The organism is Pseudomonas putida group bacterium ESBL64, from assembly GCF_045277175.1.
Classification (GTDB): Bacteria; Pseudomonadota; Gammaproteobacteria; order Pseudomonadales; family Pseudomonadaceae; genus Aquipseudomonas; species Aquipseudomonas alloputida.
The window spans coordinates 3,857,325-3,882,757 of the sequence record NZ_CP145799.1 but is presented as its reverse complement, the minus strand read 5'-3'; the positions used below and the strand labels follow the sequence as shown (position 1 = coordinate 3,882,757).

General features: G+C 61.9%; 25 protein-coding genes and 1 pseudogene. 12 read left to right on the top strand and 14 right to left on the bottom strand.

Annotation, left to right across the window (positions count from 1 at the left end):
* Positions 1-53 precede the first annotated feature (53 nt).
* Complete coding sequence (locus tag V6093_RS17690; protein ID WP_010951466.1) at positions 54-1,673, top strand: MFS transporter; 1,620 nt, start codon at positions 54-56, stop codon at positions 1,671-1,673.
* A 174-nt stretch (positions 1,674-1,847) separates the two neighbouring features.
* Here the strand turns inward: V6093_RS17690 and V6093_RS17685 are convergent, their stop codons facing one another.
* From V6093_RS17685 to glyQ, 4 genes are read right to left on the bottom strand one after another with little or no spacing between them, the layout of a single operon-like run.
* Positions 1,848-2,633 (bottom strand): 1-acyl-sn-glycerol-3-phosphate acyltransferase, encoded by a 786-nt coding sequence (locus tag V6093_RS17685; protein ID WP_010951467.1) that lies wholly within the window; start codon positions 2,631-2,633, stop codon positions 1,848-1,850.
* A gap of 47 nt (positions 2,634-2,680) precedes the next feature.
* Positions 2,681-3,208 carry a D-glycero-beta-D-manno-heptose 1,7-bisphosphate 7-phosphatase gene (gene gmhB / locus V6093_RS17680; RefSeq protein WP_406669571.1) on the bottom strand — a complete coding sequence of 176 codons (528 nt, stop codon included), beginning with the start codon at positions 3,206-3,208 and terminating at the stop codon, positions 2,681-2,683.
* Positions 3,209-3,211: 3 nt separating this feature from the next.
* On the bottom strand, positions 3,212-5,266 hold the full coding sequence (gene glyS / locus V6093_RS17675; protein WP_406669570.1) for a glycine--tRNA ligase subunit beta: 2,055 nt from the start codon (positions 5,264-5,266) through the stop codon (positions 3,212-3,214).
* Positions 5,263-6,210, bottom strand: a complete 948-nt coding sequence (glyQ, locus tag V6093_RS17670) for a glycine--tRNA ligase subunit alpha (RefSeq protein ID WP_003253126.1) — start codon at positions 6,208-6,210, stop codon at positions 5,263-5,265. The genes glyS and glyQ overlap by 4 nt, the downstream gene beginning before the upstream one ends.
* Before the next feature lie 83 nt (positions 6,211-6,293).
* Between glyQ and V6093_RS17665 the strand changes: the two genes are divergently transcribed.
* The gene (locus V6093_RS17665; RefSeq protein ID WP_406669569.1) at positions 6,294-6,845 is read left to right on the top strand and encodes a DNA-3-methyladenine glycosylase I; all 552 of its coding nucleotides are present in this window, start codon (positions 6,294-6,296) and stop codon (positions 6,843-6,845) included.
* 41 nt (positions 6,846-6,886) lie between these two features.
* Entirely contained in the window at positions 6,887-7,774 is an 888-nt protein-coding gene (locus tag V6093_RS17660; protein ID WP_003253121.1) for a lysophospholipid acyltransferase, read from the top strand.
* 98 nt (positions 7,775-7,872) lie between these two features.
* Here the strand turns inward: V6093_RS17660 and V6093_RS17655 are convergent, their stop codons facing one another.
* Genes V6093_RS17655 through def form a run of 5 tightly spaced genes read right to left on the bottom strand, consistent with a single transcriptional unit; the run spans position 7,873 to position 12,402 of the window.
* Positions 7,873-8,187 (bottom strand): tetratricopeptide repeat protein, encoded by a 315-nt coding sequence (locus V6093_RS17655; RefSeq protein ID WP_102886208.1) that lies wholly within the window; start codon positions 8,185-8,187, stop codon positions 7,873-7,875.
* An 11-nt stretch (positions 8,188-8,198) separates the two neighbouring features.
* On the bottom strand, positions 8,199-9,572 hold the full coding sequence (trkA, locus tag V6093_RS17650) for a Trk system potassium transporter TrkA (RefSeq protein ID WP_003253117.1): 1,374 nt from the start codon (positions 9,570-9,572) through the stop codon (positions 8,199-8,201).
* Between the two features lie 23 nt (positions 9,573-9,595).
* Entirely contained in the window at positions 9,596-10,906 is a 1,311-nt protein-coding gene (gene rsmB / locus V6093_RS17645; RefSeq protein ID WP_003253115.1) for a 16S rRNA (cytosine(967)-C(5))-methyltransferase RsmB, read from the bottom strand.
* Positions 10,903-11,835 (bottom strand): methionyl-tRNA formyltransferase, encoded by a 933-nt coding sequence (fmt, locus tag V6093_RS17640; protein WP_003253113.1) that lies wholly within the window; start codon positions 11,833-11,835, stop codon positions 10,903-10,905. The genes rsmB and fmt overlap by 4 nt, the downstream gene beginning before the upstream one ends.
* 60 nt (positions 11,836-11,895) lie before the next feature.
* Positions 11,896-12,402, bottom strand: a complete 507-nt coding sequence (def, locus tag V6093_RS17635; RefSeq protein WP_003253111.1) for a peptide deformylase — start codon at positions 12,400-12,402, stop codon at positions 11,896-11,898.
* Between the two features lie 206 nt (positions 12,403-12,608).
* Between def and dprA the strand changes: the two genes are divergently transcribed.
* The 3 genes from dprA (at position 12,609) to V6093_RS17620 (ending at position 15,070) form a co-directional block, all read left to right on the top strand.
* Positions 12,609-13,706 (top strand): DNA-processing protein DprA, encoded by a 1,098-nt coding sequence (dprA, locus tag V6093_RS17630; protein WP_019750121.1) that lies wholly within the window; start codon positions 12,609-12,611, stop codon positions 13,704-13,706.
* A gap of 42 nt (positions 13,707-13,748) precedes the next feature.
* Positions 13,749-14,306 carry an L-threonylcarbamoyladenylate synthase gene (locus tag V6093_RS17625; RefSeq protein ID WP_011953122.1) on the top strand — a complete coding sequence of 186 codons (558 nt, stop codon included), beginning with the start codon at positions 13,749-13,751 and terminating at the stop codon, positions 14,304-14,306.
* Between the two features lie 446 nt (positions 14,307-14,752).
* A complete protein-coding gene (locus V6093_RS17620) occupies positions 14,753-15,070 on the top strand; it encodes a hypothetical protein (protein ID WP_047603766.1) in 318 nt (105 codons plus the stop codon).
* 127 nt (positions 15,071-15,197) lie between these two features.
* On the opposite strand, the gene V6093_RS17615 is transcribed toward V6093_RS17620, so the two are convergent.
* Positions 15,198-16,175 carry an NADPH:quinone reductase gene (locus tag V6093_RS17615; RefSeq protein ID WP_143999435.1) on the bottom strand — a complete coding sequence of 326 codons (978 nt, stop codon included), beginning with the start codon at positions 16,173-16,175 and terminating at the stop codon, positions 15,198-15,200.
* Between the two features lie 160 nt (positions 16,176-16,335).
* Here V6093_RS17615 and V6093_RS17610 point away from each other — a divergent pair, with 160 nt between their 5' ends.
* From V6093_RS17610 to aroE, 3 genes are all read left to right on the top strand, one after another.
* Positions 16,336-16,569: a hypothetical protein gene (locus V6093_RS17610; RefSeq protein WP_143999436.1), complete on the top strand. Its 234-nt coding sequence runs from the start codon at positions 16,336-16,338 to the stop codon at positions 16,567-16,569.
* Between the two features lie 435 nt (positions 16,570-17,004).
* Positions 17,005-17,916, top strand: a complete 912-nt coding sequence (gene hemF / locus V6093_RS17605) for an oxygen-dependent coproporphyrinogen oxidase (RefSeq protein ID WP_143999437.1) — start codon at positions 17,005-17,007, stop codon at positions 17,914-17,916.
* Between the two features lie 25 nt (positions 17,917-17,941).
* Positions 17,942-18,766, top strand: coding sequence for a shikimate dehydrogenase (aroE, locus tag V6093_RS17600; RefSeq protein WP_003253098.1), 825 nt, complete (start codon positions 17,942-17,944; stop codon positions 18,764-18,766).
* Between the two features lie 128 nt (positions 18,767-18,894).
* Here aroE and V6093_RS17595 read toward each other — a convergent pair whose 3' ends face one another.
* The 3 genes from V6093_RS17595 to betC form a co-directional block, all read right to left on the bottom strand.
* Complete coding sequence (locus V6093_RS17595; RefSeq protein WP_047603771.1) at positions 18,895-20,460, bottom strand: SulP family inorganic anion transporter; 1,566 nt, start codon at positions 20,458-20,460, stop codon at positions 18,895-18,897.
* Positions 20,461-20,604: 144 nt separating this feature from the next.
* Positions 20,605-21,528, bottom strand: a complete 924-nt coding sequence (choX, locus tag V6093_RS17590) for a choline ABC transporter substrate-binding protein (protein ID WP_011953128.1) — start codon at positions 21,526-21,528, stop codon at positions 20,605-20,607.
* 14 nt (positions 21,529-21,542) lie between these two features.
* Positions 21,543-23,060 (bottom strand): choline-sulfatase, encoded by a 1,518-nt coding sequence (gene betC / locus V6093_RS17585; protein ID WP_011953129.1) that lies wholly within the window; start codon positions 23,058-23,060, stop codon positions 21,543-21,545.
* A 108-nt stretch (positions 23,061-23,168) separates the two neighbouring features.
* Here betC and V6093_RS17580 point away from each other — a divergent pair, with 108 nt between their 5' ends.
* Together V6093_RS17580 and V6093_RS17575 are read left to right on the top strand one after the other, a co-directional pair.
* Positions 23,169-24,068: a choline sulfate utilization transcriptional regulator gene (locus V6093_RS17580; RefSeq protein ID WP_179053183.1), complete on the top strand. Its 900-nt coding sequence runs from the start codon at positions 23,169-23,171 to the stop codon at positions 24,066-24,068.
* A gap of 77 nt (positions 24,069-24,145) precedes the next feature.
* A pseudogene (locus V6093_RS17575) lies at positions 24,146-24,280 on the top strand (LysR family transcriptional regulator); the annotation flags it as partial.
* 122 nt (positions 24,281-24,402) lie between these two features.
* On the opposite strand, the gene V6093_RS17570 reads toward V6093_RS17575, so the two are convergent.
* Positions 24,403-25,020: an NAD(P)H-binding protein gene (locus tag V6093_RS17570; protein ID WP_108078768.1), complete on the bottom strand. Its 618-nt coding sequence runs from the start codon at positions 25,018-25,020 to the stop codon at positions 24,403-24,405.
* A gap of 52 nt (positions 25,021-25,072) precedes the next feature.
* On the opposite strand from V6093_RS17570, the gene V6093_RS17565 reads away from it, so the two are divergent.
* A complete protein-coding gene (locus V6093_RS17565) occupies positions 25,073-25,405 on the top strand; it encodes a DOPA 4,5-dioxygenase family protein (protein ID WP_003253084.1) in 333 nt (110 codons plus the stop codon).
* Positions 25,406-25,433: the final 28 nt, after the last annotated feature.

Below are 25,433 nucleotides of genomic sequence, written 5' to 3'. Positions count from 1 at the left end.
ACAGTGGAACAACAAGAATAATCACTGTGGCCTAAGGGCCGAGGACAGCAACGATGTCGGATTACATCCAAGAGCAGGGTGCGGCGGCCAGCAGCTCCAGCCGCCGTGAAGAACGCAAGATCATTTTCGCGTCATCCCTCGGGACGGTTTTCGAGTGGTATGACTTTTTTCTCTATGGTGCGCTGGCAGCGGTCATCAGCAAGCAGTTCTTCGCTGGCGTGAACGATACCACCGCTTTCATCTTCGCCCTGATGGCCTTTGCTGCGGGCTTTCTGGTGCGGCCGTTTGGCGCGCTGGTGTTCGGCCGCCTGGGTGACATGATCGGGCGCAAGTACACCTTCCTGGTCACCATCGTGCTGATGGGCCTGTCCACTTTCGCTGTGGGGTTGTTGCCCACCTACGCCAGCATCGGCATCGCCGCACCGATCATCCTAGTGATCCTGCGCATGCTTCAGGGGCTGGCGCTGGGCGGTGAGTATGGCGGTGCCGCCACTTACGTGGCCGAGCATGCGCCGCCCGGCAAGCGTGGCTTGCATACCGGTTTCATCCAGTCCACCGCAACGTTGGGCCTGTTGTTGTCGCTGTTGGTGGTGCTGGGTAGCCGGTATATCAGTGGCGACCAGTTCGAAACCTGGGGCTGGCGCTTGCCGTTCCTGCTGTCGATCGTGCTGCTGGCGATCTCCACCTGGATTCGCATGAGCATGCACGAGTCGCCGGCCTTTGTGAAAATGAAGGCTCAGGGCAAGGTCAGCAAGTCGCCCATCCGTGAGTCATTCACCTCCTGGCCAAACCTGAAAGTGGTGCTTACCGCCCTGTTCAGCATCAACGCGGGGCAGGCTGTGACCTTCTACACGGCGCAGTTCTACGTTCTGTTCTTCATGACCCAGATGCTGAAAATGGACTCGGCTCAGGCCAACACCCTGCTCATCATCAGCGTTGTGATTGGCGCGCCGTTCTTCGTGTTTTTTGGCTGGTTGTCCGACCGTATCGGCCGCAAGCCGATCCTGATGCTCGGCCTGTTGCTGGCCACGGTACTGTACTTCCCACTGTTCAAGGCGCTGAGCCACTACGCCAACCCGCAGATCGACGCTGCCAGCCGTCAGGCGCCGATCGTGGTCACCGCCGACCCGCAAGGCTGCACATTCCAGTTCGACCCAGTGGGCAAGGCTCGTTTTGACAGCCCGTGCGACAAGGTCAAGACGTTCCTGGTCAAGCAGGGCCTGCCGTACAGCTCGGTTAGCGTGGCCGGCAGTGAAGTGGTGGTGAACATCGGTGACAAGACCATCAACGGCTTTGATGAAACCGCCATGCGCGCTGCAATCGAGCAGGCTGGTTATCCGGCCAAGGCCGACCCTGCGCAGGTTAACCAGGTAATGGTGGTGGTGCTGATCGTGGCGATGATCCTGATCGCGACCATGACCTATGGTCCGTTGGCGGCGGTGATGGTCGAGCTGTTCCCGACCCGCATCCGCTACACCTCGATGTCGCTGCCCTACCACATTGGTAATGGCTGGTTCGGTGGTTTCCTGCCTACCGTATCGTTCGCGCTGGTGGTCTATACCGGGGATATCTTCTACGGGCTGTGGTACCCGGTGCTGGTGACCGGGATCAGCCTGGTGGTAGGGATCTTCTGTCTGAGAGAAACCAAGGATGTAGATATCGACAAAGTCTGATGTCCACATGCCATAAAAAAACCGGCTGTAAAAGCCGGTTTTCTTATGCTTCAAAAAAACTTATGCACGATTTTCAGAAAAAATTCATACAAAGAAATAACTAGAAAATTCATACACTTAGGTATCAATTAAAGCATTTAATCCAAAAACTGCACACAAGTTATCCACAGAAGGTCAAGCCATCTGCTCCTGAGGTTTTTCCGCAGCTGGCGGCAGCGATCCCATGGCCCGCTGGGTCGCTTCGTTCCAAGCTGCAGCGCGGTCGTTGAGTTCGGCAATGGCACGTGGCCCCGTGCCGTTGGCGTACATCGGCTCACCAATTACCACTTCGATTGTACCGGCACGCTTGCCCCAACCGGTCTTGGGCCAGAACTTCCCAGCGTTGTGGGCAATCGGCAGCACCGGCAGCCCGGCATTCACGGCCAGGGCGGTACCGCCGCGCGAGAACTTGCCGATGGTGCCGAACGGTACACGGGTGCCTTCTGGGAAAATCAGCACCCACGTCTTCTGCTTGAGCAGTTCGTCACCCTTGCTCGCCACCTGGCGCAACGCTTCCTTGGGGTTGTCACGGTTGATCGCGATGGGCCGCAGCATGGCCATGGCCCAGCCGAAGAACGGTACATACAGCAGCTCGCGCTTGAGCACCTGGCTAAGCGGCGAGAAGTACTGGGACAGGAAGAAGGTTTCCCAGGTGCTCTGGTGATTGGACAGAATCACGCAAGGCTCAGCTGGCACGTTCTCGGCGCCAGTGATCTTGTAGTCGATGCCCAGGATGGTGCGCACCAGAAACAGCGCGCAGCGGCACCAGTACACGTTGATGAACTTGTAGCGCTTGGGGAACGACAGGAACGGCGCGACGAAGAAGCTCAGCGAGCACCACAGCAGCGAACTGGTGCCCAGCAGCAGGTAAAAAAGAAAGATTCTGATCGCCTGCAGGATCGACATAGTGGCTTGTACCATTGCGGGGCATGCCCGCCTGAAGAAAAACGCGCCAGAAGGCGCACTGTTTAAATTAGTTCTCTGGCGATAGCTGCCAGATCGTCGAAAATCAGTGTAGTTTCCGGGACGCCTTTTTCCAGGGTCCGCTCGCCCTTGCCGGTCTTCACCAGCACGGGTTGTGCACCGACGGCCAGGGCGGCCTCCAGGTCACCTTTGCTGTCGCCGACGAACCAGACGCCTTCAAGGCCGATCTGGTAATGCTCGGCGATCGCCCGCAGCATGCCGGGCTTGGGCTTGCGGCAATCGCACCCTTCGTCCGGCCCATGCGGGCAATACACGATGTGGCCCACCTTGCCGCCCTGCTCGGCCACCAGCGCGCGCAGGCGCGCGTGCATAGCCTCAAGGGTTGCCAGCGGGTAGTAGCCACGGGCAATGCCGGACTGGTTGGTGGCCACGGCCACCGTCCAGCCCGCCTTGCTCAACTGCGCGATCGCATCGACCGAACCGGGGATCGGCACCCATTCTTCCAGCGTCTTGATGTACGCATCGGAGTCGTAGTTGATCACCCCGTCACGGTCGAGAATCAGCAGTTTCAAGGCTTACCCCAGCAGCGAAATGTCAGCCACGCCCAGGAACAGGCCGCGCAGACGGCTGAGCAGGGCATAACGGTTGGCACGTACCTTGGCGTCTTCGGCGTTGACCATGACCGCCTCGAAGAAGGCATCGACCGGGTCACGCAGGGCCGCCAGGCGGGCCAGCGATTCGCTGTACTGACGTGCTGCAGCCATCGGTTGCACGGCCTGGTCGGCCTGCTGGATGGCCGAGTACAGGGAGAACTCGTTGGCATTGTCGAAGTACTTCGGCTCGACCTGCTCGGCGATGGCACCTTCGGCCTTGCTCAGCAGGTTCGACACGCGCTTGTTCACCGCGGCCAGGGCCTCGGCTTCCGGCAGTTTGCGGAACGCCTGCACGGCTTGTACGCGCTGGTCGAAGTCCAGGGCGGAGCCTGGCTGCAGTGCGCGTACCGACAGGTACGTGGCCACGTCAATGCCTTCGTCTTCGTAACGCGCGCGCAGGCGGTCGAAAATGAACTCCAGTACTTGCTCGGCCAGGCCGGGGGCCTTGACCTTGGCGCCGAACTGCTTGACCGCAAACTCGACTGCACCGGTCAGGTCCAGGTCCAGTTGCTTCTCGATCAGGATACGCAGCACGCCCAGAGCCGCACGGCGCAGGGCGTACGGGTCCTTGCTGCCGGTAGGCAGCATGCCGATGCCAAAGATACCCACCAGGGTGTCGAGCTTGTCGGCGATGGCCACAGCAGCACCGGTGAGGGTCTGCGGCAGCTCGGCGCCTGCACCGCGCGGCATGTACTGCTCGTTCAGGGCCAGGGCTACGTCTTCCGGCTCACCGTCGTTGAGCGCGTAGTAGTAACCGGCAACACCCTGCATTTCAGGGAATTCGCCGACCATCTCGGTGGCCAGGTCGCACTTCGACAGCAGGCCGGCACGGCCAGCGCGCTGGGCGTCGCCGCCGATCAGCGGAGCAATGAAGGCGGCCAACCTGGAAACACGTTCGGCCTTGTCGTACACGGTGCCGAGCTGAGCCTGGAACACCACGTTCTTGAGGCGCTCGTTGAAGGTTTCCAGTGGTTGCTTCTTGTCCTGCTTGAAGAAGAACTCGGCGTCGGTCAGGCGCGGGCGCACGACTTTTTCGTTGCCTTGCACGATCTGCTTCGGGTCGCGGCTTTCGACGTTGGCCACGGTAATGAAGCGCGGCAGCAGCTTGCCTTCGCTGTCCAGCAGGCAGAAGTACTTCTGGTTGTCCTGCATGGTGGTGATCAGGGCTTCTTGCGGCACCTCGAGGAAACGCTCCTCGAACGAGCACACCAGCGGCACCGGCCACTCGACCAGAGCGGTCACTTCGTCCAGCAGCGCCGGTGGCACGATGGCCGTGCCTTCCTGCTGCATGGCCAGCTCTGCGGTACGCTTGCTGATCAGCTCGCGGCGTTCGGCGAAGTCGGCAAGGACGTAGGCCTTGCGCAGGTCTTCGACATAGTTGGCCGGGGTAGTGATGACCACGGTTTCCGGATGATGGAAGCGGTGGCCACGGGATTCACGGCCGGCCTTCTGCGACAGAATGGTGCAGTCGACCACCTGGTCGCCCAGCAGCATTACCAGCCATTGGGTCGGGCGCACGAACTCTTCACGGCTGGCCGCCCAGCGCATGCGCTTGGGGATCGGCAGGTCGTTCAGCGAATCTTCGACGATGGTCGGCAGCAGGTCAGTGGTGGCCTTGCCCGGGATGTGCTGGGAGAAGCGCAGCTTGGGGCCGCTCTGGTCGATTTCGGCCAGTTCCACACCGCACTTCTTGGCGAAGCCCAGCGCAGCCTGGGTCGGCTCGCCTTCGGCGTTGAAGGCAGCCTGCAGGGGCGGGCCGTCGATGTTAATGCTGCGGTCAGGCTGCTGCACGTCCAGCTGGCGAATCAGCACGGCCAGACGACGCGGCGCGGCGTACACCTGCTTGCCGGTGTAGTTCAGGCCAGCAGCCTGCAGGCCTTTTTCGATACCGGCCAGGAAGGCGTCGCCGAGGCTGGCGAGGGCCTTGGGTGGCAGCTCTTCGGTGCCCAGTTCTACCAGAAAATCTTGAGCACTCATTGTGCAGCCTCCAGCTTAGCCAACACTTCGTCACGCAGTTCAGGGGTGGCCATCGGGAAGCCCAGGCGTGCGCGGGCTTGCAGATAGCTTTGCGCCACGTCCCGGGCCAGGGTACGTACACGCAGGATGTAACGCTGGCGCTCGGTTACCGAGATGGCGCGGCGGGCGTCCAGCAGGTTGAAGGTATGCGATGCCTTCAGGACCATTTCATAGGTCGGCAGCGGCAGCTCCAGCTTGATCAGGCGGTTGGCTTCGCTTTCGTAGAAATCGAACAGTTCGAACAGTTTGTCGACGTTTGCATGTTCAAAGTTGTAGGTCGACTGCTCCACCTCGTTCTGGTGGAACACGTCGCCATAGGTGACCTTGCCGAACGGGCCGTCGGCCCACACCAGGTCGTACACCGAATCGACGCCCTGGATGTACATGGCCAGGCGCTCCAGGCCGTAGGTGATTTCACCGGTGACCGGGTAGCACTCGATGCCGCCAACCTGCTGGAAGTAGGTGAACTGGGTCACTTCCATGCCGTTGAGCCAGATTTCCCAGCCCAGACCCCAGGCGCCGAGGGTCGGCGATTCCCAGTTGTCTTCGACGAAACGAATGTCGTGCACCAACGGATCCAGGCCGATGGCTTTCAGCGAGCCGAGGTACAGCTCCTGGAAGTTGGCCGGGTTCGGTTTGAGCACCACCTGGAACTGGTAGTAGTGCTGCAGGCGGTTGGGGTTTTCGCCATACCGCCCGTCGGCAGGACGACGGCTCGGCTGCACATAGGCGGCGTTCCAGGTTTCTGGACCCACGGCGCGCAGGAATGTAGCGGTGTGGAAAGTGCCGGCGCCTACTTCCATATCGTAGGGCTGAAGTACCACACAACCTTGAGCTGCCCAGTAGTTCTGCAGGGCAAGGATCAGGTCTTGGAAGGTACGCACGGCTGGCGTAGGCTGGCTCACGAAATTCACCTGTATCTGGGGATGCGGATGTAAAGAGCGGGAGTATAACCTGATTCGCCTCGCCCTCTACTCATTGGAGCCTTATGCCACGCTGCTTTTGGTGTACCGACGATCCGTTGTACCAGGCCTACCACGACCAGGAATGGGGGATGCCACAGCGCGACCCGGCGTTGCTCTTCGAGATGCTTTTGCTCGAAGGGTTCCAGACAGGGCTTTCATGGATTACCGTTTTGCGCAAACGCGAGCGTTATCGCCAGGTGATGTACGGCTTCGACCCCGTGAAGCTGGCGGCCATGGGCGACGAACGCATCGAAGAATTGATGCAGGATGCAGGCATCATCCGCAATCGCCTCAAGCTCAAGGCTGCGCGGCGCAACGCCCAGGCCTGGCTGGCTGTGGATAACCCCGCCGAATGGCTGTGGTCGTTCGTCGGCGGCTCGCCGAAGATCAACCACTTCAAGGCGCGCGGCGACGTGCCAGCTGTTACCGATGAAGCCAAGGCAATGAGCAAGGCCTTGCAGAAAGCTGGCTTCACGTTCGTCGGTCCGACCATCTGCTACGCCTTCATGCAGGCCACCGGCATGGTCATGGACCACACCACCGACTGCGATCGCTACGCCGCCTTGTTGCGCTGAGGGGTTACAATGCGCGCCTTGCTGAAATAAGGAATTCGCCTGTGGAAAAGTTCAAGGGCGCCCTGATGGTCGGGGTGCTGCGCCTGTTTGCCAAGCTGCCCTGGGGCGCTGTGCAGCGTGTCGGCGCCGGTATTGGCTGGCTGATGTGGAAAATCCCCAACAGTTCGCGCAACGTGGTACGGATCAACCTGGCCAAGTGCTTCCCGGAGATGGACCCGGTTGCCCGTGAGCAACTGGTGGGCCAGGCGCTGCGGGATATCGGTAAATCTTTTGTCGAAAGTGCCTGTGCCTGGATCTGGCCGCCACAACGCTCGCTGGAGCTGGTCAAGGAAGTGCATGGCCTGGAAGTGCTGGAGCAGGCTTTGGCCTCAGGTAAAGGGGTGGTCGGCATCACCAGCCACCTGGGCAACTGGGAAGTGTTGAACCACTTCTACTGCAACCAGTGCAAACCGATCATCTTCTACCGCCCGCCGAAGCTGAAGGCGGTGGATGATCTGCTGCGCGAGCAGCGCGTGCAGATGGGCAATCGCGTGGCACCGTCGACCAAGGAAGGCATCCTCAGCGTGATCAAGGAAGTGCGCCGTGGTGGCCAGGTGGGTATTCCTGCCGACCCGGAGCCGGCGGAATCGGCGGGCGTGTTCGTGCCGTTCCTCGGCACCCAGGCGCTGACCAGCAAGTTCGTGCCGAACATGCTGGCCGGAGGCAAGGCGGTAGGTGTGTTCCTGCATGCGCTGCGGTTGCCGGATGGCTCGGGCTTCAAGGTGTTCCTGGAGGCGGCGCCAGAGGAGATGTACAGCACCGACGTGAATGTGTCGGCGGCGGCGATGAGCAAGGTGGTCGAGCGTTATGTGCGCGAGTACCCGAGCCAGTACATGTGGAGCATGAAGCGCTTCAAGAAGCGCCCGGCTGGCGAGCCGCGCTGGTATTAAGCCATTCACCGCCCTCTGGTAGGAGCGGGTATACCCGCGAATGCGATGTTGGATTCACCGACGCATTCGCGGGTAAACCCGCTCCTACAGGGGCCGCGTCAACCCGCTGCTCTGTTGAGCTTCTTCAGGAATACGGTCATTTCTTTTTCGGCCTGCTTGTCACCATGGGCCTGCGCCGCCACGATCCCGTCTTCCCACGCCTTGCGCGCCGCCGGCAGGTCGCCCTGCAACTGATAGGCCTTGCCCAGCAGCTTCCACGCTGCCGAGTATTTCGGATCCTGCTCTACGCAGCGCGCCAGGTGCACCGCTGCTTCAGCGCCGTTGCCTTCATCCAGCCAGGCCTTGCCCAGGCCAAACCTCAGCAGCGGGTTATCCACACCTTTGGCCAGCATCTTCTCCAGCGATTCGCGCATGCCCTCTTCTCCTAGAAGAAACTCAAGCCGACGTGGAACAGCTTCTCCACATCACGAATGTGCTTTTTATCCACAACGAACAGGATCACATGGTCACCCGATTCGATCACGGTGTCGTCGTGGGCAATCATCACCTCTTCGTCACGGATGATCGCGCCGATGGTGGTTCCCGGTGGCAGGGCAATGTTCTCGATCGCCTTGCCGACCACCTTGCTCGACTTCGAATCGCCATGTGCCACCGCCTCGATCGCTTCGGCCGCACCGCGGCGCAGCGAGTGCACGCTGACAATGTCGCCCCGGCGCACGTGCGCCAGCAGGGTACCGATGGTGGCCAGCTGCGGGCTGATGGCAATGTCGATATCACCGCCCTGCACCAGGTCGACATAAGCCGGGTTGTTGATGATGGTCATCACCTTGCCTGCGCCCAGGCGCTTGGCCAGCAGCGACGACATGATGTTGGCTTCGTCATCGTTGGTCAGGGCCAGGAAAATATCGGCGTCGGCGATGTTCTCTTCGAGCATCAGGTCTTTGTCCGAAGCGCTGCCCTGCAGCACCACCGTGCTTTCGAGGGTATCGGAGAGGTGCCGACAACGCGCCGGGCTCATCTCGATGATCTTCACCTGATATCGGCTTTCGATGGCTTCCGCCAGGCGCTCGCCGATTTGCCCGCCGCCCGCGATGACAATGCGTTTATTGGTCTCGTCGATGCGGCGCAGTTCGCCCATCACCGCACGGATATCCTTCTTCGCGGCAATGAAGAACACCTCGTCGTCGGCTTCGATCACCGTGTCGCCACGCGGGGTGATCGGCCGGTCGCGACGGAAGATGGCTGCCACGCGGGTGTCGACGTTGGGCATATGCGCACGGATCTGGCGCAATTGCTGGCCGACCAGCGGGCCGCCATAGTAGGCCTTCACTGCCACGAGCTGGGCCTTGCCCTCGGCGAAGTCGATCACCTGCAGCGAGCCTGGGTGTTCGATCAGGCGCTTGATGTAATTGGTCACCACCTGCTCGGGGCTGATCAGAACGTCGACCGGGATATGGTCGTTGTCGAACAGCTCTTCGCGGGTCAGGTAGGACGATTCGCGCACCCGTGCAATCTTGGTCGGGGTATGGAACAGCGAATAGGCCACCTGGCAGGCAACCATGTTGGTCTCGTCACTGTTGGTTACTGCCACCAGCATGTCGGCGTCGTCGGCACCGGCCTGACGCAGCACCGTCGGCAGTGAGCCGCGGCCCTGGACGGTGCGGATGTCCAGGCGGTCGCCGAGGTCGCGCAGGCGGTCGCCGTCGGTGTCGACCACGGTAATGTCGTTGGCTTCGCTGGCCAGGTGTTCAGCCAGCGTACCGCCTACCTGCCCTGCGCCGAGGATGATGATCTTCATGCGCTACTCCCTATCCTTTGTTCTTATCCGCGCGAGGCGGCGATCTTGATCAGCTTGGCATAGTAGAAACCGTCGTGACCGCCTTCCTGGGCCAGCAGCTGACGGCCGTGGGGCTGGCGCAGGCCGGCTTCGGTCGCCAGGTCCAGCTCACGGGCGCCCGGGGTGCGGGCGAGGAAGGCTTTGATCACTTCAGTGTTTTCGGTCGGCAAGCTGGAGCAGGTGGCGTATAGCAGCATGCCGCCCACTTCCAAGGTCGGCCACAGGGCATCGAGCAGCTCGCCTTGCAGCGTGGCCAAAGCCGGGATGTCGTCGGCTTGGCGGGTTAGCTTGATGTCCGGGTGGCGGCGAATCACGCCGGTGGCCGAGCACGGCGCGTCGAGCAGAATGCGCTGGAATGGCTTGCCGTCCCACCAGCTAGCAGTGTCGCGGGCATCGCAGGCGATCAGCTCGGCGTCCAGCTGCAGGCGGTCGAGGTTTTCTCGCACGCGGGTCAGCCGCTTGGCTTCGAGGTCGATGGCCACCATGTGCGCCAGGCCAGCCTCGGCCTCCAGCAGGTGGCAGGTTTTGCCGCCCGGTGCGCAGCAAGCATCGAGCACGCGTTGACCGGGGGCCAGTTCCAGCAAGTCGGCAGATAGCTGCGCAGCTTCGTCCTGCACGCTCACCCAGCCTTCGGCGAAGCCTGGCAGGCCGCGCACGTCGCAGGCTTCGGCCAGCACGATGCCATCCCGGCTGTACTGGCATGCGCTGGCGCCAATGCCGGCTTCGGCCAGCAGTGCCAGGTAGGCATCGCGGCTATGGTGACGGCGATTGACCCGCAGAATCATCGGTGGGTGGGCATTGTTGGCGGCGCAGATGGCTTCCCACTGCTCTGGCCAGAAAGCTTTCAGCGCTTTTTGCAGCCAGCGCGGGTGCGCGGTACGCACCACCGGGTCGCGCTCCATGCCGGCGAGCAGCTCCTCGCCTTCGCGCTGCGCACGGCGCAGTACGGCATTGAGCAGGCCCTTGGCCCACGGCTTCTTCAGTTTGTCGGCACAGCCCACGGTCTCGCCGATGGCGGCATGGGCCGGAATGCGCGTGTAGAACAGCTGGTACAGGCCGACCAGCAGCAGCGCCTGAACATCGGCATCGGCTGCTTTGAAGGGTTTTTGCAGCAGCTGTGCGGCCAGCAGGTCGAGGCGTGGCTGCCAGCGTGCGGTGCCGAACGCCAGGTCTTGGGTCAGGCCGCGGTCGCGTTCATCTACCTTGTCCAGTTGCGCCGGCAGCGAGCTGTTCAGCGAAGCCTTGCCGCTGAGCACAGCAGCAAGCGCACGGGCGGCGGCGAGGCGTGGGTTCATTGGCCCAGCACCTTGCCGGCGGCGAACTTCTCGCGGCGGCTGTTGAACAGGTCACTGAAGCTCAATGCCTTGCCGCCAGGCAGTTGCAGGCGGGTCAGGCTCAGGGCTTGGTCACCGCACGCAACTACGAGGCCGTCCTTGCTGGCGGAAAGTATCTCGCCCGGGGCGCCTTGGCCTGTGGACAGGTTGGCGGCCAGCACCTTGACGCTTTCACCGTCCAGCATGCTGTGGCACACCGGCCATGGGTTGAAGGCGCGGATTAGGCGTTCCAGCTCGACGGCCGGGCGGGTCCAGTCGATACGCGCTTCGTCCTTGTTCAGTTTGTGCGCGTAGGTGGCCAGCGCATCGTCCTGTATTTCGCCTTGCAGCGAACCGTCAGCCAGGCCGGCGATGGCCTGAACGACTGCGGGCGGGCCCATTTCGGCCAGGCGATCGTGCAAGGTGCCGCCGGTGTCCTCGGCGCTGATCGGGGTGACGACCTTGAGCAGCATCGGGCCGGTGTCCAGGCCGGCTTCCATGCGCATCACGGTCACGCCGCTTTCGGCGTCGCCGGCTTCCACGGCACGCTGGATCGGCGCGGCACCGCGCCAGCGTGGCAGCAGGGAAGCGTGGCTGTTGATGCAACCCAGGCGCGGGATATCCAGCACCACCTGCGGCAGGATCAGGCCGTAGGCGACCACTACCATCAGGTCTGGTTTCAGTGCGGCCAGTTCGGCCTGCGCATCGGCATTGCGCAGGGTCTGCGGCTGGAACACCGGGATGTCATGGGCCACGGCCAGTGCCTTGACCGCACTTGGCATCAGCTTTTGGCCACGGCCGGCCGGGCGGTCGGGCTGGGTGTAGACGGCCACGATCTCGTAGGGGCTGTCGAGCAGGGCCTTGAGGTGTTCGGCGGCAAACTCTGGAGTGCCTGCAAAGACGATGCGCATGGAGTTCTCGCTTCAAAAAAGAAAAAGGCTTGCCGGAGCAAGCCTTCAGGAAGGTGGGGATCAGGCTTGCTGGCGATGCTGCTTTTCCAGCTTCTTCTTGATCCGGTCGCGCTTGAGCTGCGACAGGTAGTCGACGAACAGCTTGCCGTTGAGGTGATCGAATTCGTGCTGTACGCACACCGCCAGCAGGCCTTCGCATTCCAGTTCGAACGGCTTGCCGTCGCGGTCCTGGGCCTTGACCCGGACACGCAGCGGACGGTCGACGTTCTCGTAGAAGCCCGGTACCGACAGGCAGCCCTCCTGGTACTGGCCCATGTCATGGGTCAGCTCTTCGACCGACGGGTTGATGAAGACGCGCGGTTCGCTGCGGTCTTCGCTGAGGTCCATGACCACAACCTGCTTGTGCACGTTCACCTGGGTAGCGGCCAGGCCGATGCCAGGGGCTTCGTACATGGTTTCAAACATGTCGTCGATCAGCTGACGCAGGGCGTCGTCGAACTCCGTCACCGGTTTGGCGAGGGTGCGCAGGCGCGGGTCCGGGAATTCGAGAATGTTCAAGATGGCCATAAGGTCAGGCAGTCACTGTGCGTTCGGTTGAAAACTGAGCACACATAATAAAGGGAAACGGGGATTTCGGCACCTGGCAAGCTCGTCTAGGGTGACTATGGGCTTGATAGCCCCCAATCAATGGACAGCTTTTCAAAGTGTTACTCACAGAGTTATCCACAGGTTGTGCCACGTAGATGGCCCTGTTTCGATCAAGGACGATCCCCATGCCCAGTTACCATTCGTCGCTCTGCCCGCCTGCTGAACTGGAGGCCCGATTACGCCTGCATCGCTTGCCCGAGACAGGATTGCGACGTTTTCGCACCTTGCTGGATGCGTTCGGCAGCGCCTCTAGTGCGCTTAGCGCTCCCGGTTCGGCCTGGCGAGCGTTGGGCATCCCCCAAGCCACCATCGATGCCCGGCGCAGTGCCGAGGTACGCGAGGGCGCGCTCGCCGCAATGGCCTGGTTAGAGCGCCCTGGCCAGCATTTGCTGATGTGGGACGGCCCAGACTACCCAGCCTTGCTGGCAGAAATCGACGATGCCCCGCCGCTGCTTTTTGTCGCTGGCGAACCTGCCTTGCTCGATCGTCCTCAGCTGGCGATCGTGGGCAGCAGACGTGCCACACCCCCGGCGCTCGACACCGCCCGGGCATTTTCCCGCTACCTCGCGCAGGCTGGTTTCACCATTACCAGCGGGCTGGCGGTAGGTGTCGACGGTGCCGCTCATCGGGCCGCGTTGCAGGCTGGCGGCGGCACGATTGCCGTGCTCGGTACGGGCTTGCAAAAACTTTATCCACAGCGCCATCGGGACCTTGCGCAGGCGATGATCGACAACGGCAGCGCGCTGGTTTCCGAGTATCCCCTGGATGCCGGGCCGCTGCCTGGCAACTTCCCACGGCGCAACCGCATCATCAGTGGCCTGTCGCTAGGTGTACTGGTGGTTGAGGCGAGCCTCGCCAGTGGCTCGCTGATCACGGCGCGCCTGGCCGCAGAGCAAGGCCGTGAGGTGTACGCCATTCCGGGCTCCATTCATCACCCGGGGGCCAAGGGCTGCCACCAGCTGATTCGTGATGGGGCGCTGCTGGTGGAAACTGTGGAGCAGATCCTGGAAAGCTTGCAGGGTTGGCAGAACCTGCCGCCTGCGGTTGTGGACAGGTTCGACCACCCCCTGCTCGCCCTGCTGCATGCCGCACCCCAGACCAGTGAAAGCCTGGCCCACTGCAGCGAGCAGCCGCTGGCCGACGTGCTGGCGCAGTTGACCGAGCTGGAGCTGGAAGGCCGGGTCAGCAATGAAGCCGGGCGTTGGTTTGCCCGCGCGGGCTAAGTACACTGCGCACAAGCAAGGTATTCAGGCGGAGAAACAGCAATGGTGAGCAGTTTTCGTGTGCAACAAGCCGCACGTGAGATCCGGGCGGGCGCAGTAATCGCCTACCCGACGGAAGCGGTCTGGGGCCTGGGCTGCGACCCATGGAACGAGGACGCGGTGTATCGCCTGCTGGCGCTGAAGTCGCGGCCTGTGGATAAAGGGCTGATTCTGATCGCTGACAACATCCGTCAGTTCGACTTCCTGTTCGAGGACTTCCCCGAAGACTGGATCGACCGCATGGGCAGCACCTGGCCGGGGCCGAATACCTGGCTGGTGCCACACCAGGACCTGCTGCCCGAGTGGGTAACGGGGCAGCATGACACCGTGGCGCTGCGGGTCAGTGACCACCCGGTGGTGCGTGAACTGTGCGCGCTGGTGGGGCCGCTGATTTCCACCTCGTGCAACCCCGGCGGTCGCCCGGCGGCGAAGACCCGGTTGCGGGTGGAGCAGTACTTCCACGGCCAGCTGGACCTGGTGCTTGGGGGGGCGCTGGGGGGGCGGAAGAACCCGAGTGTGATTCGCAACCTGGCAACCGGCGAGGTTGTGCGCCCGGGCTGATACCGCTGGCGAGGGCTTCGCCCTCGATCGCCGGCAAGCCAGCTCCCACAGGTACTGCACATGGCTTGAAGCCGGTGCGGTCGGTGTGGGAGCTGGCTTGCCGGCGATTGGGACGCAAAGCGGCCCCAGAACCCCGCAGATTTTTCTGATTTTGCCAAAATGGCTGTCCAGCTTGCGGCTTGGGAAATATCCTACGAGCCGCGTCCTCTGCCATCACCTTCTCAGTGGGAACCTCTGCCCTTAGGCTTAAACCGTCGCCGAATAACTTGGCGATCGGGTGTGGTAACCCGGATGTGCGAATTCTGAATGGCAGCCATGGCGGCTGTGCGCGGGAGGCTTTCGAGCCTGCCGGGTTTGGGATTCGTCCGGTTTACCACCCCGCGTGCAGCTGCCACCCATTTCGTGTGGTAACGGATTGAGCGGCCGCCCTGATCAGGTGAATTCCCATGAGCAAGAAAATAGTCCCCGATCCACCCCTTCCATGCACCTCCACCCGCCCCTTCGGCCGCTGCGACGCCGGCCATGACCCGCTCTTCACCGTCAACCCGAACATTTCCGCCGAGGACGCTCTGGTCCACGTAGCCCTGTACCTGCGCAGCGCCTACGAAACCGGCTACAAAGCCCTGGACCATATGCGCGAAGAAGGCCGCGGAATGTTCTGGTCGAACCTGCATGCGATTGAGATGGCAGAGGGTGTGATTGAGGCGATACTCGATGGCATCGAGTCGACCCCTCCACCGACAAACCGGCCCTCACAGGCATAGCGCAGCTATTGAAGCCGACGCAGTACCTGTGGGAGCGGGCGTGCCCGCGAACACCGGCAGAGCCGGTGCCATCCACCGCGGTGGCTGCTTCGCGGGCATGCCCGCTCCCACAGGGAACGTGTGTGGCTCAGGGGATTAGTACAGTCGACCCCACAGTCCGCCGCGCCGACAGCTCCGCCTGTGCCTTGGCCGCCTCGCTCAATGGATACCGCTGCTGGATATCCACAACCAGCTTGCCACTCGCAATCATCGCAAACAGGTCATCGGCCATGGCCTGGGTGTTCTCGGCATTGTTGGCGTAGGTCGCCAGCGTCGGCCGGGTGACATACAGCGAGCCCTTCTGCGCCAGAATCCCCAGGTTCACGCCGCTCACCGCACCCGAGGCATTGCCAAAGCTCACCATCAACCCACGTGGCTGCAGGCAGTCCAGCGAGGTCAGCCAGGTGTCGGCACCGACGCCGTCATACACCACCGGGCATTTCTTGCCGTCGGTCAGTTCCAGCACGCGCTTGGCTACATCCTCATGGCTGTAGTCGATGGTCGCCCAAGCCCCCAGCGCCTTAGCCCGCTCGGCCTTTTCGGCAGAACTCACGGTACCGATCAGCTTGGCGCCCAAGGCCTTGGCCCACTGGCACGCCAGCGAACCCACGCCGCCAGCCGCCGCGTGGAACAGAATCACATCACCCGGTTTCACCTCATAGGTCTGCTTCAGCAGATACTGCACGGTCAAACCCTTGAGCATCACCGCCGCCGCTTGCTCGAAACTGATGTTGTCGGGCAGCTTGACCAGGTTGGCCTCCGGCAGCGTATGCACTTCGCTGTACGCCCCCAGCGGGCCCCCGGCATGGGCCACGCGGTCGCCGACCTTGAGCCGGGTCACACCCTCGCCCACCGCCTCGACCACGCCCGCAGCTTCAGTACCCAGGCCAGAAGGCAGGGACGGCGGCGCATACAGCCCGCTGCGGAAGTAGGTATCGATGAAGTTCAAGCCGATTGCATGGTTACGCACACGCACCTGCTGTGGGCCGAGCGGGGTCGGGGCGAATTCCACCAGCTGCAATACTTCCGGGCCGCCATGCTGAGTGAACTGGATACGCTTTGCCATCACACGCTCCTTTAGTTGGATCGAAATCTGTAGATACTAAATAGTAGCCCCTTAACACAGCTGCTTGGTTGTAGTCAACTGAGTTTTCTGTCAGTTGTTATAAGAAAAATGAAGGTTCAAGATCTTATTCGCAAGACAACTAATTAAGAGGGAGTTGAAAATGGATATTGAGTATACTATGACTATGATCCTAGAAAACGGTGAACCTGAGAGGGTGTACCTACCGCAAGAACAATTGAAATACATTTTTGAGCATATGGAAATAGGCACCCATGTTTGGACAACGAATAATTATTATCAAACTGGAAAACTTATTTACAAAGATTTCCGTGGGGAGATAGCTCATCTGCTGATTTCAGTTCCCGACCAAGATTCAAAAAAATCATATTTCTAAATCAACGGCTGTTTTTGCATTGATCTGGAAGTTTGGAAAGGCTACATCTTCTTAATTTCCAGATTTTTTTGTTAGATGCAATGTTTTTCGATATATTCACGGCGTTAGAAACTTTAGGCTCTGTACTAAACGCCTTTACACTTAGTCATGCTGTGTTGAAAATAGCTTAGGAATACTCATTTACTCCAGTAAAACTCCGCTTCCTCGGCTGTTTTCGCCATGCCTGAGCGGCGTCTCAAGACGTTTCATACAGAGCTTGGGTCGTAATGATCGGATCGGTAAGCATGTACCCATAAGCAAAATGACATCATTTTGAGTTTAGTGTGCCTCAAGATAACTCAATGCCCTCTTTGCTTGACCATCGTCAACTACGACGCGGCGTCGGCCGGTGTTATGCTACGTGGCGAATTTTCCTCGCTCCTTCCTGGTGACCCGATGACTAGCCGCACCGAGGCCGTGAAAGCCTACCTGCTCGACCTGCAAGACCGCATCTGCTCTGCCCTCGAAACAGAAGACGGCGGTGCCCGCTTCGTCGAGGACGCCTGGGTGCGCGAAGCCGGTGGCGGGGGCCGCACGCGGGTTATCGGTGAGGGCAACGTGATCGAAAAAGGCGGGGTCAACTTCTCCCATGTGTTTGGTAGCGGCCTGCCGCCGTCGGCCAGTGCCCACCGCCCCGAACTGGCAGGCCGTGGCTTCGAAGCCTTGGGCGTGTCGCTGGTTATACACCCGCACAACCCGCATGTGCCCACTTCCCACGCCAACGTTCGCTTCTTCATCGCCGAAAAGGAAGGTGAAGAGGCCGTATGGTGGTTCGGCGGCGGCTTTGACCTGACGCCATACTATGGCAACGAAGAAGACTGCATCCACTGGCACCGCGTGGCCGAACAGGCCTGCGCACCGTTCGGCGCCGACGTGTATCCGCGTTACAAGGCCTGGTGCGACCGCTACTTCCACCTCAAGCACCGTGGCGAGCCACGCGGCATCGGCGGCCTGTTCTTCGACGACCTGAACGAGTGGGACTTCGACACCTGCTTCGCTTTCATCCGCGCCATCGGCGATGCCTACATCAACGCCTACTTGCCGATCGTCCAGCGCCGCAAAGACACGCCTTACACCCCGCAACAGCGCGAGTTCCAGGAATACCGCCGCGGCCGCTACGTGGAGTTCAATCTGGTCTACGATCGTGGCACCCTGTTCGGCCTGCAATCCGGTGGCCGCACCGAGTCCATCCTCATGTCGCTGCCACCGCAGGTGCGTTGGGGTTATGACTGGAAGGCCGCGCCCGGCAGTGAAGAAGCGCGCCTGACCGAGTACTTCCTGCAGGACCGCGACTGGCTCGGCCAGTAAGCCTGTGGATAACCAAGGAGCCGTCATGGACCAGTACGTCGTTTTTGGTAACCCCATCGGCCACAGCAAGTCGCCGCTGATCCACCGCCTGTTCGCCGAGCAGACCGGTCAGGACCTGGAATATGCCACGCTGCTGGCGCCGTTGGACGAGTTCAGCGACTGCGCGCGTGGCTTCTTCAAGCAAGGCAGTGGCGGTAATGTCACCGTGCCGTTCAAGGAAGAGGCCTACCGCCTGTGCGACAGCCTGACCCCGCGTGCCCGGCGCGCAGGCGCAGTGAACACGCTGAGCAAGCTGGCTGATGGCACCCTGCAGGGCGACAACACCGACGGCGCTGGCCTGGTGCGCGACCTGACGGTGAATGCCGGGGTCGAGCTGGCGGGCAAGCGCATTCTCATCCTCGGTGCCGGTGGCGCCGTGCGCGGCGTGCTGGAGCCTATTCTGGCGCACAAGCCGCAGTCGCTGGTGATTGCCAACCGTACCGTGGAAAAGGCCGAGCAGCTGGCGCGCGAGTTCGATGAACTGGGGCCGGTGGTGGCCAGCGGGTTTGCCTGGTTGCAGGAGCCTGTGGATGTAATCATCAACGCCACCTCGGCGAGTCTGGCCGGGGAGTTGCCGCCTATTGCCGACAGCCTGGTCGAGGCGGGTCGTACGGTTTGCTACGACATGATGTATGGCAAGGAGCCGACGCCGTTTTGCCAGTGGGCTACCAAGCTGGGGGCTGCCAAGGTATTGGATGGGCTGGGGATGCTGGCTGAGCAGGCGGCTGAGGCCTTCTTTATCTGGCGTGGCGTGAGGCCGGATACGGCGCCGGTGTTGGCTGAACTGCGCCGGCAACTCGCTCGGGGCTGAGATGGCCGGGGCCGCTTTGCGGCCCTATCGCGACGCAAGGCCGCTCCCACAAAGTAAGTCGTACGCCGATCCTCTGTGGGAGCGGCCTCGTGTCGCGATGGGCTGCAAAGCAGCCCCAGGACCCAACCTCATTCCTCAAACCGGATCGGGCACAACTCCACCCCTTCCAGCTTCTGCAACTCCTCGATCACTTGGGGCCTGGCCCGGTGCAAGGTCAAACTCCCCCCCAATCGCCGCAACCTTCGTGCCTCACGGTGCAACATATCCACACCCGAGTAATCGATGAAATTCACCTGCCGGGCATCGATCACTACATGCGGCCCTTGGCAGCGCTGCAAGCGCACCTGCAGGTAATGCGCCGCACCAAAGAAAATCGACCCACCTACCCGCAAGACATCCGCGTCCCCTTCACGGCTTTGTTGGATCCGTGGTCGTGAGGTGCGCTTCAAATAGAAGAACAGCGAAGCCAGCACCCCGGCATAGATGGCCGTCTGCAGCTCCAGCAGCAATGTCGCTGCAGCCGTCAGCGCCATCACCAGAAACTCCGAGCGGCTGACCCGGAACAATGCACGGATCCCTCGGTGGTCCACCAACCCCCAGCAGATCAGCAAAATGCTGCCGGCCATGGCCGGTATCGGCAGGTGCGCGATCAGGCTGGCGCCGGTCACGGCGAACAACGCCACCCACAGCGCAGAAAACACCCCGGCCATCGGTGAGCGGGCGCCCGCCTCGTAGCTCAGGCCCGAGCGGGTGAAGGAGCCGGCAGACAGGTAACCAGAGAAAAATGCACCGGCAATGTTCGACAGGCCCTGTGCGCGTATTTCCTGGTCCGGGTCGATCAGCTGTTCTGAACGTGCCGATAGCGAGCGGGCAATCGACAGGCTGGTGACCAACCCCAGCATGCCTACCGCAACGGCGCTGGGCAGTAAACGCAGCATGAGCTCTACGTCTAGCAAAGGCAGCGGGCTGAAAGGCGGGAGTTGCCCTGTGAACGCTGCCACCCGCGGCACATGGCCAAAGAAGCCCGGCAACAGCCAGGCCAGCAAGCTGACCAGGATCAGGCTTATCAACAGGCTCGGCCAGCGTGGGCGCCAGAGCTTGAAGGCCACGCCGATCACTACGGTGGCCAGGCCCAGCAGCAAGGAAGGCAAGTCGACCTCGCCTGCGTGGCTGGCCAGGTCTTGCACGGTCTTCAGCGCGGTGGCCTGGCTGGGCAGGGCCATGCCCAGCAGGTTAGGTAACTGGCCCAAGGCAATGACGATGGCGGCACCCAGCGTGAAGCCGAGCACCACGGAATGGGAGACGAAGTTGACCAGCGCGCCGAAGCGCAACAGCCCGAGCAGCAGCTGGAAAATGCCGCCAAGGAAGGTCAGCAGCAACACCAGCGTGATGTAGTCAGCGCTACCGGCCACGGCCAGCGGGCTGATGCTGGCGTAGAGCACGATGGAAATGGCGGCTGTCGGGCCGCAGATCAGGTGCCAGGAAGAGCCCCACAGGCAGGCGATCAGTACCGGCACGATGGCGGCGTAAAGCCCGTATTCGGCGGGCAGGCCGGCGATCAGGGCGTAGGCGATGGATTGCGGCAGGGCGAGGATTGCGCCGCTCAGGCCTACCAGCAGGTCCTGGCGCAGGCTGCGGCCCGATTGGCGGGGAAGCCAGCTGAGGAAGGGCAGCAGTAAAGAGAGGCGATGCATGGGTTATCCACAATCCTTAAGGGGTCGCCAAGCCCTGTGGGAGCGGGCATGCCCGCGAAAAAGCCAACGCGTTGCTTGGCACCGGCTTCGCCGGTGTTCGCGGGCGCGCCTGCTCCCACAGGGTTGGTGTGTTGCTTTGTGAGATTACAGTTTGGCTTTGACGGCCTCCAGGGCATCACCATCGGCTTTGGTGGTAACCCCGGCCAACCACCCATCCAACCGTTCAGGGTGCGCTTTCACCCAGGCCTTGGCCGCTTCATCGAAGCTGATCTTCTTGTCCACAACCTCTGCCATGATGCTGTTTTCCATGTCCAGTGTGAACTTGAGGTTACCTAGCAGCTTCGCCGCATTCGGGCAGGCTTGTGGATAACCCTTGCGCGTCAGCGTGTATACCTCGCCCTTGCTGCCGAACCATTTTTCCCCACCGGTCAGGTAATGCATTTTCAGTTTCACGTTCATCGGGTGCGGGGTCCAGCCAAGGAAGGTGATGAATTGCTGCTTCTTCACCGCCCGGTCGACCTGAGCCAGCATCGCCTGCTCGCTGGACTCCACCAGCTTCCACTGGCCGAGGTTGAATTCATTCTCTTCGATGATTTTCTTGAGTGACAGGTTGGCCGGGGCGCCGGAGCCGATTCCGTACAGTTTTTTGTCGAACTGCCCGGCGTGTTTTTGCAGGTCAGCGAAGTCCTTCACCCCGGCATTCCACACATAGTCGGGCACTGCGAGGGTGAACTCGGTTCCCTCCAGGTTGCGCGACAGCTGCTGCACGTCGCCGTTGGCGATGAACTTGTCATGGAAGCCTTGCTGCGCCGGCATCCAGTTGCCGAGGAAGGCGTCAACCTGGCCGTCCTTGAGGCCGCCGTAGATGATCGGTACGGCCAGACTGTCGATCTTCACCTGGTAACCCAGGCTTTCCAGTAACAGGCGTGCCACGGCATTGGTCGAGGCAATATCACTCCAGCCGGGGTCGGCCATTTTCACGGTACTGCATTGCGCATCGCTGTCTGCGGCGTGGGCCGTGGTGGCGCTCAGGGCCAGGACGAACACGGCGGCGGAGAACTTGTGCATGGCGGCCTCTCTTCTCAATCCAGGGGGGCGGGCTGTGGATAACGTGCCTTGCGCTCGAGGTCATCGAGATCGATGTGGTTGCGCATGTACTGTTGGCTGGCGTCCACCAGTGGTTGGTGATCCCAGCTTTTCAGCTTGCCGATGGCCAGCGCTTCGGCCACCAGCCGGCGGCGGCGCTGGCTGGCCAGCACTTGCTGGCGCAGGCTGGGGATGTCCCAGCGCTGTTGTGCTTCATCGACAAATGCCTGCAGCAGCACCTGGTGGTCCGGGCTGCCGGTGAGGTTCTCCCGCTCGTGCGGGTCGCGGCTCAGGTCATAGAGTAGGCATGGGTCGTCTTCGCTGTACACGAACTTGTAGGGCCCGCGGCGGATCATCATCAGCGGGCCGACGGTGCCTTCGGCCATATACTCGCCGATCACCTCGTCGTGACCGCCCTGCCCTTGCAGGTGGCCCAGCAGTGAGCGGCCGTCCAGCTGCAGGTCTTTATCCACAGCGCCGCCAGCCAGTTCGACCAAGGTTGGCAACAGGTCGCAGGTCGACACCGAGGCAGTGACCCGGCCCGCTGCAAAGCGCTTCGGCGCATGGATCAGCAGCGGCACCCGCGCCGACATTTCGAACCAATGCATTTTGTACCAGAGGCCACGCTCGCCAAGCATATCGCCGTGGTCGCCGGAAAACACGATCAGTGTGTCATCGGCCAGGTTGCATTCCTCCAGGGTCTGCAGCAATTGGCCAATGTTGTCATCGATATAGCTGCAAGCGCCGAAGTAGGCGCGGCGGGCGTCGCGGACCTTGTCCACAGGCAGCGGCTTGTTCCACAGGTCGTAGACTTTCAGCAGGCGCTGGGAGTGCGGGTCGAGTGCTGCCTGGCTGAACTCGGCACGGGGCATGGGGATATCCACACCTTCGTAGCGGTCCCAGTAGCGTTTGGCAATGGTGTAGGGGTCGTGCGGGTGCGTCATCGAAACGGTCAGGCAAAATGGCCGGCCATCGTTTTCGCGCACATGGTCGTACAGGTACTGGCGCGCCTTGAACACCACCTCCTCGTCGAAATCCAGCTGATTGGTGCGCACGCACGGACCGGCCTGCAGCACCGAGGACATGTTGTGGTACCAGCTTGGACGCACATCGGGTTCGTCCCAGTTCACCGCCCAACCGTAGTCGGCCGGGTAGATGTCGCTGGTCAGGCGTTCTTCGTAGCCGTGCAACTGGTCCGGGCCGCAGAAGTGCATCTTGCCCGACAGCGCGGTGCGGTAGCCCAGGCGACGCAGGTAATGGGCGTAGGTCGGCACATCGGCAGGGAAGTCGGCCGCGTTATCGTAGGCGCCAATGCGGCTGGGCAACTGACCGCTGACCAGGGTGAAGCGTGATGGCGCGCACAGTGGGCTGTTGCAGTAGGCCGAGTCGAACACCACGGCTTGCTCGGCCAGGCGGCCGAGGTGCGGCATCTGGATGGGCGAAGGGCCGTAGATGGGCAGCAAGGGCGCGGCCATCTGGTCGGCCATGATGAACAGGATATTCGGACGCGTCATGGTGGCTCCCATCGTTGAGGGTTATGCGAACTGCTTGCCTACCAAGATGCGACTGTGGATAACATGGGTAAAGCCCATGGCGGGCAATGACTGGGATTAGCCAAGCTTATGTTTGAGCACCTTGCCGGGTTGTCGCTGGATACCTTGCGCGTATTCGAGGCTGCTGCGCGCCTGCGTGGCTTTACCGCTGCGGCGCTGGAGTTGGGTACCACGCAGCCGGCAGTGAGCCAGCAGGTGAAGCGCCTGGAGGCACAGTTGGGCACGCGCCTGTTTGACCGCATTTACCGGGGCATCGAGCTGACCGAGGCTGGCCAGGTGCTGTTCGAACAGGTGCATCAGGGGCTGCAGGCCATGGATGACGGTATTTCCCAGGCCAGCGGGCGCGGCCAGCGCGAAGTGCTGCAGGTCGCCACCGACTTTGCCTTTGCGGCGTTCTGGCTGATGCCAAGGCTGCAGCGCTTTCATCAGGCTTATCCACAGGTGGATGTGAGCCTGGTGACGGGTGAGCGCAGCCAGGGCATGTTGCGCCCGGACATCGATGTGGCGGTGCTGTTTGGCGATGGACGCTTTCACCAAGGAGAAAGCCGCTGGCTATTCGATGAGGAAGTGTTCCCGGTGTGCAGCCCCCATCTGATTCATGGCAAAGCCTTGTCAGCTGTGGCTTTGCAACGATTGCCGCTGCTGCATCTGAAGGGCGAGCAGGCCAGCCGCTGGTTTGACTGGGCGGGGGTATTTCGTGGGTTTGGTGTGGACAGCCCACCGCCGGCGGGGCAGTTGCGGTTTGATAACTATACCTTGCTGATTCAGGCAGCGATTGCCGGGCAAGGGGTGGCGATTGGCTGGGCTCACCTGGTGGATGGATTGGTGGAGCAAGGGTTGCTGTGTCGGCCGCTGGAGGGGAGCTTGCGCTCGGAACGCGGCTATTACGTAGTTTTGCCGCCGCGCAAGCGGCGTGGGGCGTTGATCGAGCGGTTCGTGGATTGGTTGGAGCAGGAGCGCAGCCTTTGAGATTTTGGGGCCGCTTTGCGGCCCATCGCGACACAAGGCCGCTCCCACAGTTGCACTGCGCACGCCGGCCCATGTGGGGGTTGCTGTGTCGGCCGCTGGAGGGGAGCTTGCGCTCGGAACGCGGCTATTACGCAGTTTTGCCGCCGCGCAAGCGGCGGGGAGCGTTGATCGAGCGGTTCGTCGATTGGTTGGAGCAGGAGCGCAGCCTTTGAGATTTTGGGGCCGCTTTGCGGGCCATCGCGACACAAGGCCGCTCCCAGAAAGACACTGCACACGCAGGCCCATGTGGGAGCGGCCTTGCGTCGCGATGGGCTGCGCAGCAGCCCCCGGCAATCTAGACCACGAAGTTCAGATGCTCGCCCCGGTGCAAGTCCAGCTCCAGCATGTCCACCATCCCCGCTGCGATCCTGGCCAAGCGCCGCAACGGCTCAGCCAGCCCAGGCTCCAGCGTCCCTTCGGTATTGCGAAAATGCTCCATGCCCAACCCGGCCAGTTCCTGCGGTGCATTGATCAGCGTCCAGTGCAACGCACTGCGCTGCAACCCATCAACCACTTTGGCCACGCAATCCCGCTCCATCTCGCTGTACTTGCTCGGCTCATCCAGCACATCGAAATCGCCCACAAGCAGCAGCCGGCGTATAGTCGTATGCGCAAGCCCCGCCACCAGCGCCTCGCTCAAGCGTGCCTGCCCCGGCAGGTCACCCGGCGCCAGCGCTGGTAACAGGGCGATCACCGCCGAGCCGCCCGCTGCGCCCTGCTCCGCCTGGTGGGCATCACCCAGCCCCCCTATCTTGAAGTGCAGGCCCGGGCGCGGCGAATGGCGGTTGAGGTCGTCGACCACGGCGATGACTTCGTGCTGGCGCGACAGCAGCTCGACCATCAGGGCATTGCCCAGGCTGCTTTCAGGCCCGAACAGGACCAGTTTGAACACTGGGGTTTCGGCGTTTTTCACTGCATCACTCCCGTTGCAGGTGGTGATGGTTGGACCGCAATCAGGAGTTATCGTGCAGAGGATCAAGGGTTACCACGCCCACGTTTATTACGACGCAGCCACCATGGAGCAGGCCCGCGAACTGTGCGAGGAGGCGGCGCGGCTGTTCCCCGTGACCATGGGGCGCATGCACCAGAAACCGGTTGGGCCGCATCCGGACTGGAGTTGCCAGCTGGCGTTCGGGCCCGAAGTGGTGGGGGTGGTATTGCCTTGGTTGGCGCTGTACCGCAAGGGCCTGGTGGTATTCATGCATCCGGAAACCGGGGATGAACTGGCGGATCACCGGGATCATGCGATCTGGATGGGGGCCGTGCGGCCCTTGAATCTGTCGATTTTTGGGGGCTAGGCGGGGGTAGCCTGTGCTGGCCTCTTCG

What these genes read in the sequence shown, in the direction of transcription:
- V6093_RS17690 (WP_010951466.1), top strand. Translation starts at nt 54, where the DNA reads ATGTCGGATTACATCCAAGAGCAGGGTGCGGCGGCCAGCAGCTCCAGC.
- V6093_RS17685 (WP_010951467.1), bottom strand. Translation starts at nt 2,633, where the DNA reads ATGGTACAAGCCACTATGTCGATCCTGCAGGCGATCAGAATCTTTCTT.
- glyS (WP_406669570.1), bottom strand. Translation starts at nt 5,266, where the DNA reads ATGAGTGCTCAAGATTTTCTGGTAGAACTGGGCACCGAAGAGCTGCCA.
- V6093_RS17665 (WP_406669569.1), top strand. Translation starts at nt 6,294, where the DNA reads ATGCCACGCTGCTTTTGGTGTACCGACGATCCGTTGTACCAGGCCTAC.
- V6093_RS17655 (WP_102886208.1), bottom strand. Translation starts at nt 8,187, where the DNA reads ATGCGCGAATCGCTGGAGAAGATGCTGGCCAAAGGTGTGGATAACCCG.
- trkA (WP_003253117.1), bottom strand. Translation starts at nt 9,572, where the DNA reads ATGAAGATCATCATCCTCGGCGCAGGGCAGGTAGGCGGTACGCTGGCT.
- rsmB (WP_003253115.1), bottom strand. Translation starts at nt 10,906, where the DNA reads ATGAACCCACGCCTCGCCGCCGCCCGTGCGCTTGCTGCTGTGCTCAGC.
- fmt (WP_003253113.1), bottom strand. Translation starts at nt 11,835, where the DNA reads ATGCGCATCGTCTTTGCAGGCACTCCAGAGTTTGCCGCCGAACACCTC.
- def (WP_003253111.1), bottom strand. Translation starts at nt 12,402, where the DNA reads ATGGCCATCTTGAACATTCTCGAATTCCCGGACCCGCGCCTGCGCACC.
- dprA (WP_019750121.1), top strand. Translation starts at nt 12,609, where the DNA reads ATGCCCAGTTACCATTCGTCGCTCTGCCCGCCTGCTGAACTGGAGGCC.
- V6093_RS17625 (WP_011953122.1), top strand. Translation starts at nt 13,749, where the DNA reads ATGGTGAGCAGTTTTCGTGTGCAACAAGCCGCACGTGAGATCCGGGCG.
- V6093_RS17620 (WP_047603766.1), top strand. Translation starts at nt 14,753, where the DNA reads ATGAGCAAGAAAATAGTCCCCGATCCACCCCTTCCATGCACCTCCACC.
- V6093_RS17615 (WP_143999435.1), bottom strand. Translation starts at nt 16,175, where the DNA reads ATGGCAAAGCGTATCCAGTTCACTCAGCATGGCGGCCCGGAAGTATTG.
- V6093_RS17610 (WP_143999436.1), top strand. Translation starts at nt 16,336, where the DNA reads ATGGATATTGAGTATACTATGACTATGATCCTAGAAAACGGTGAACCT.
- hemF (WP_143999437.1), top strand. Translation starts at nt 17,005, where the DNA reads ATGACTAGCCGCACCGAGGCCGTGAAAGCCTACCTGCTCGACCTGCAA.
- aroE (WP_003253098.1), top strand. Translation starts at nt 17,942, where the DNA reads ATGGACCAGTACGTCGTTTTTGGTAACCCCATCGGCCACAGCAAGTCG.
- V6093_RS17595 (WP_047603771.1), bottom strand. Translation starts at nt 20,460, where the DNA reads ATGCATCGCCTCTCTTTACTGCTGCCCTTCCTCAGCTGGCTTCCCCGC.
- choX (WP_011953128.1), bottom strand. Translation starts at nt 21,528, where the DNA reads ATGCACAAGTTCTCCGCCGCCGTGTTCGTCCTGGCCCTGAGCGCCACC.
- betC (WP_011953129.1), bottom strand. Translation starts at nt 23,060, where the DNA reads ATGACGCGTCCGAATATCCTGTTCATCATGGCCGACCAGATGGCCGCG.
- V6093_RS17580 (WP_179053183.1), top strand. Translation starts at nt 23,169, where the DNA reads ATGTTTGAGCACCTTGCCGGGTTGTCGCTGGATACCTTGCGCGTATTC.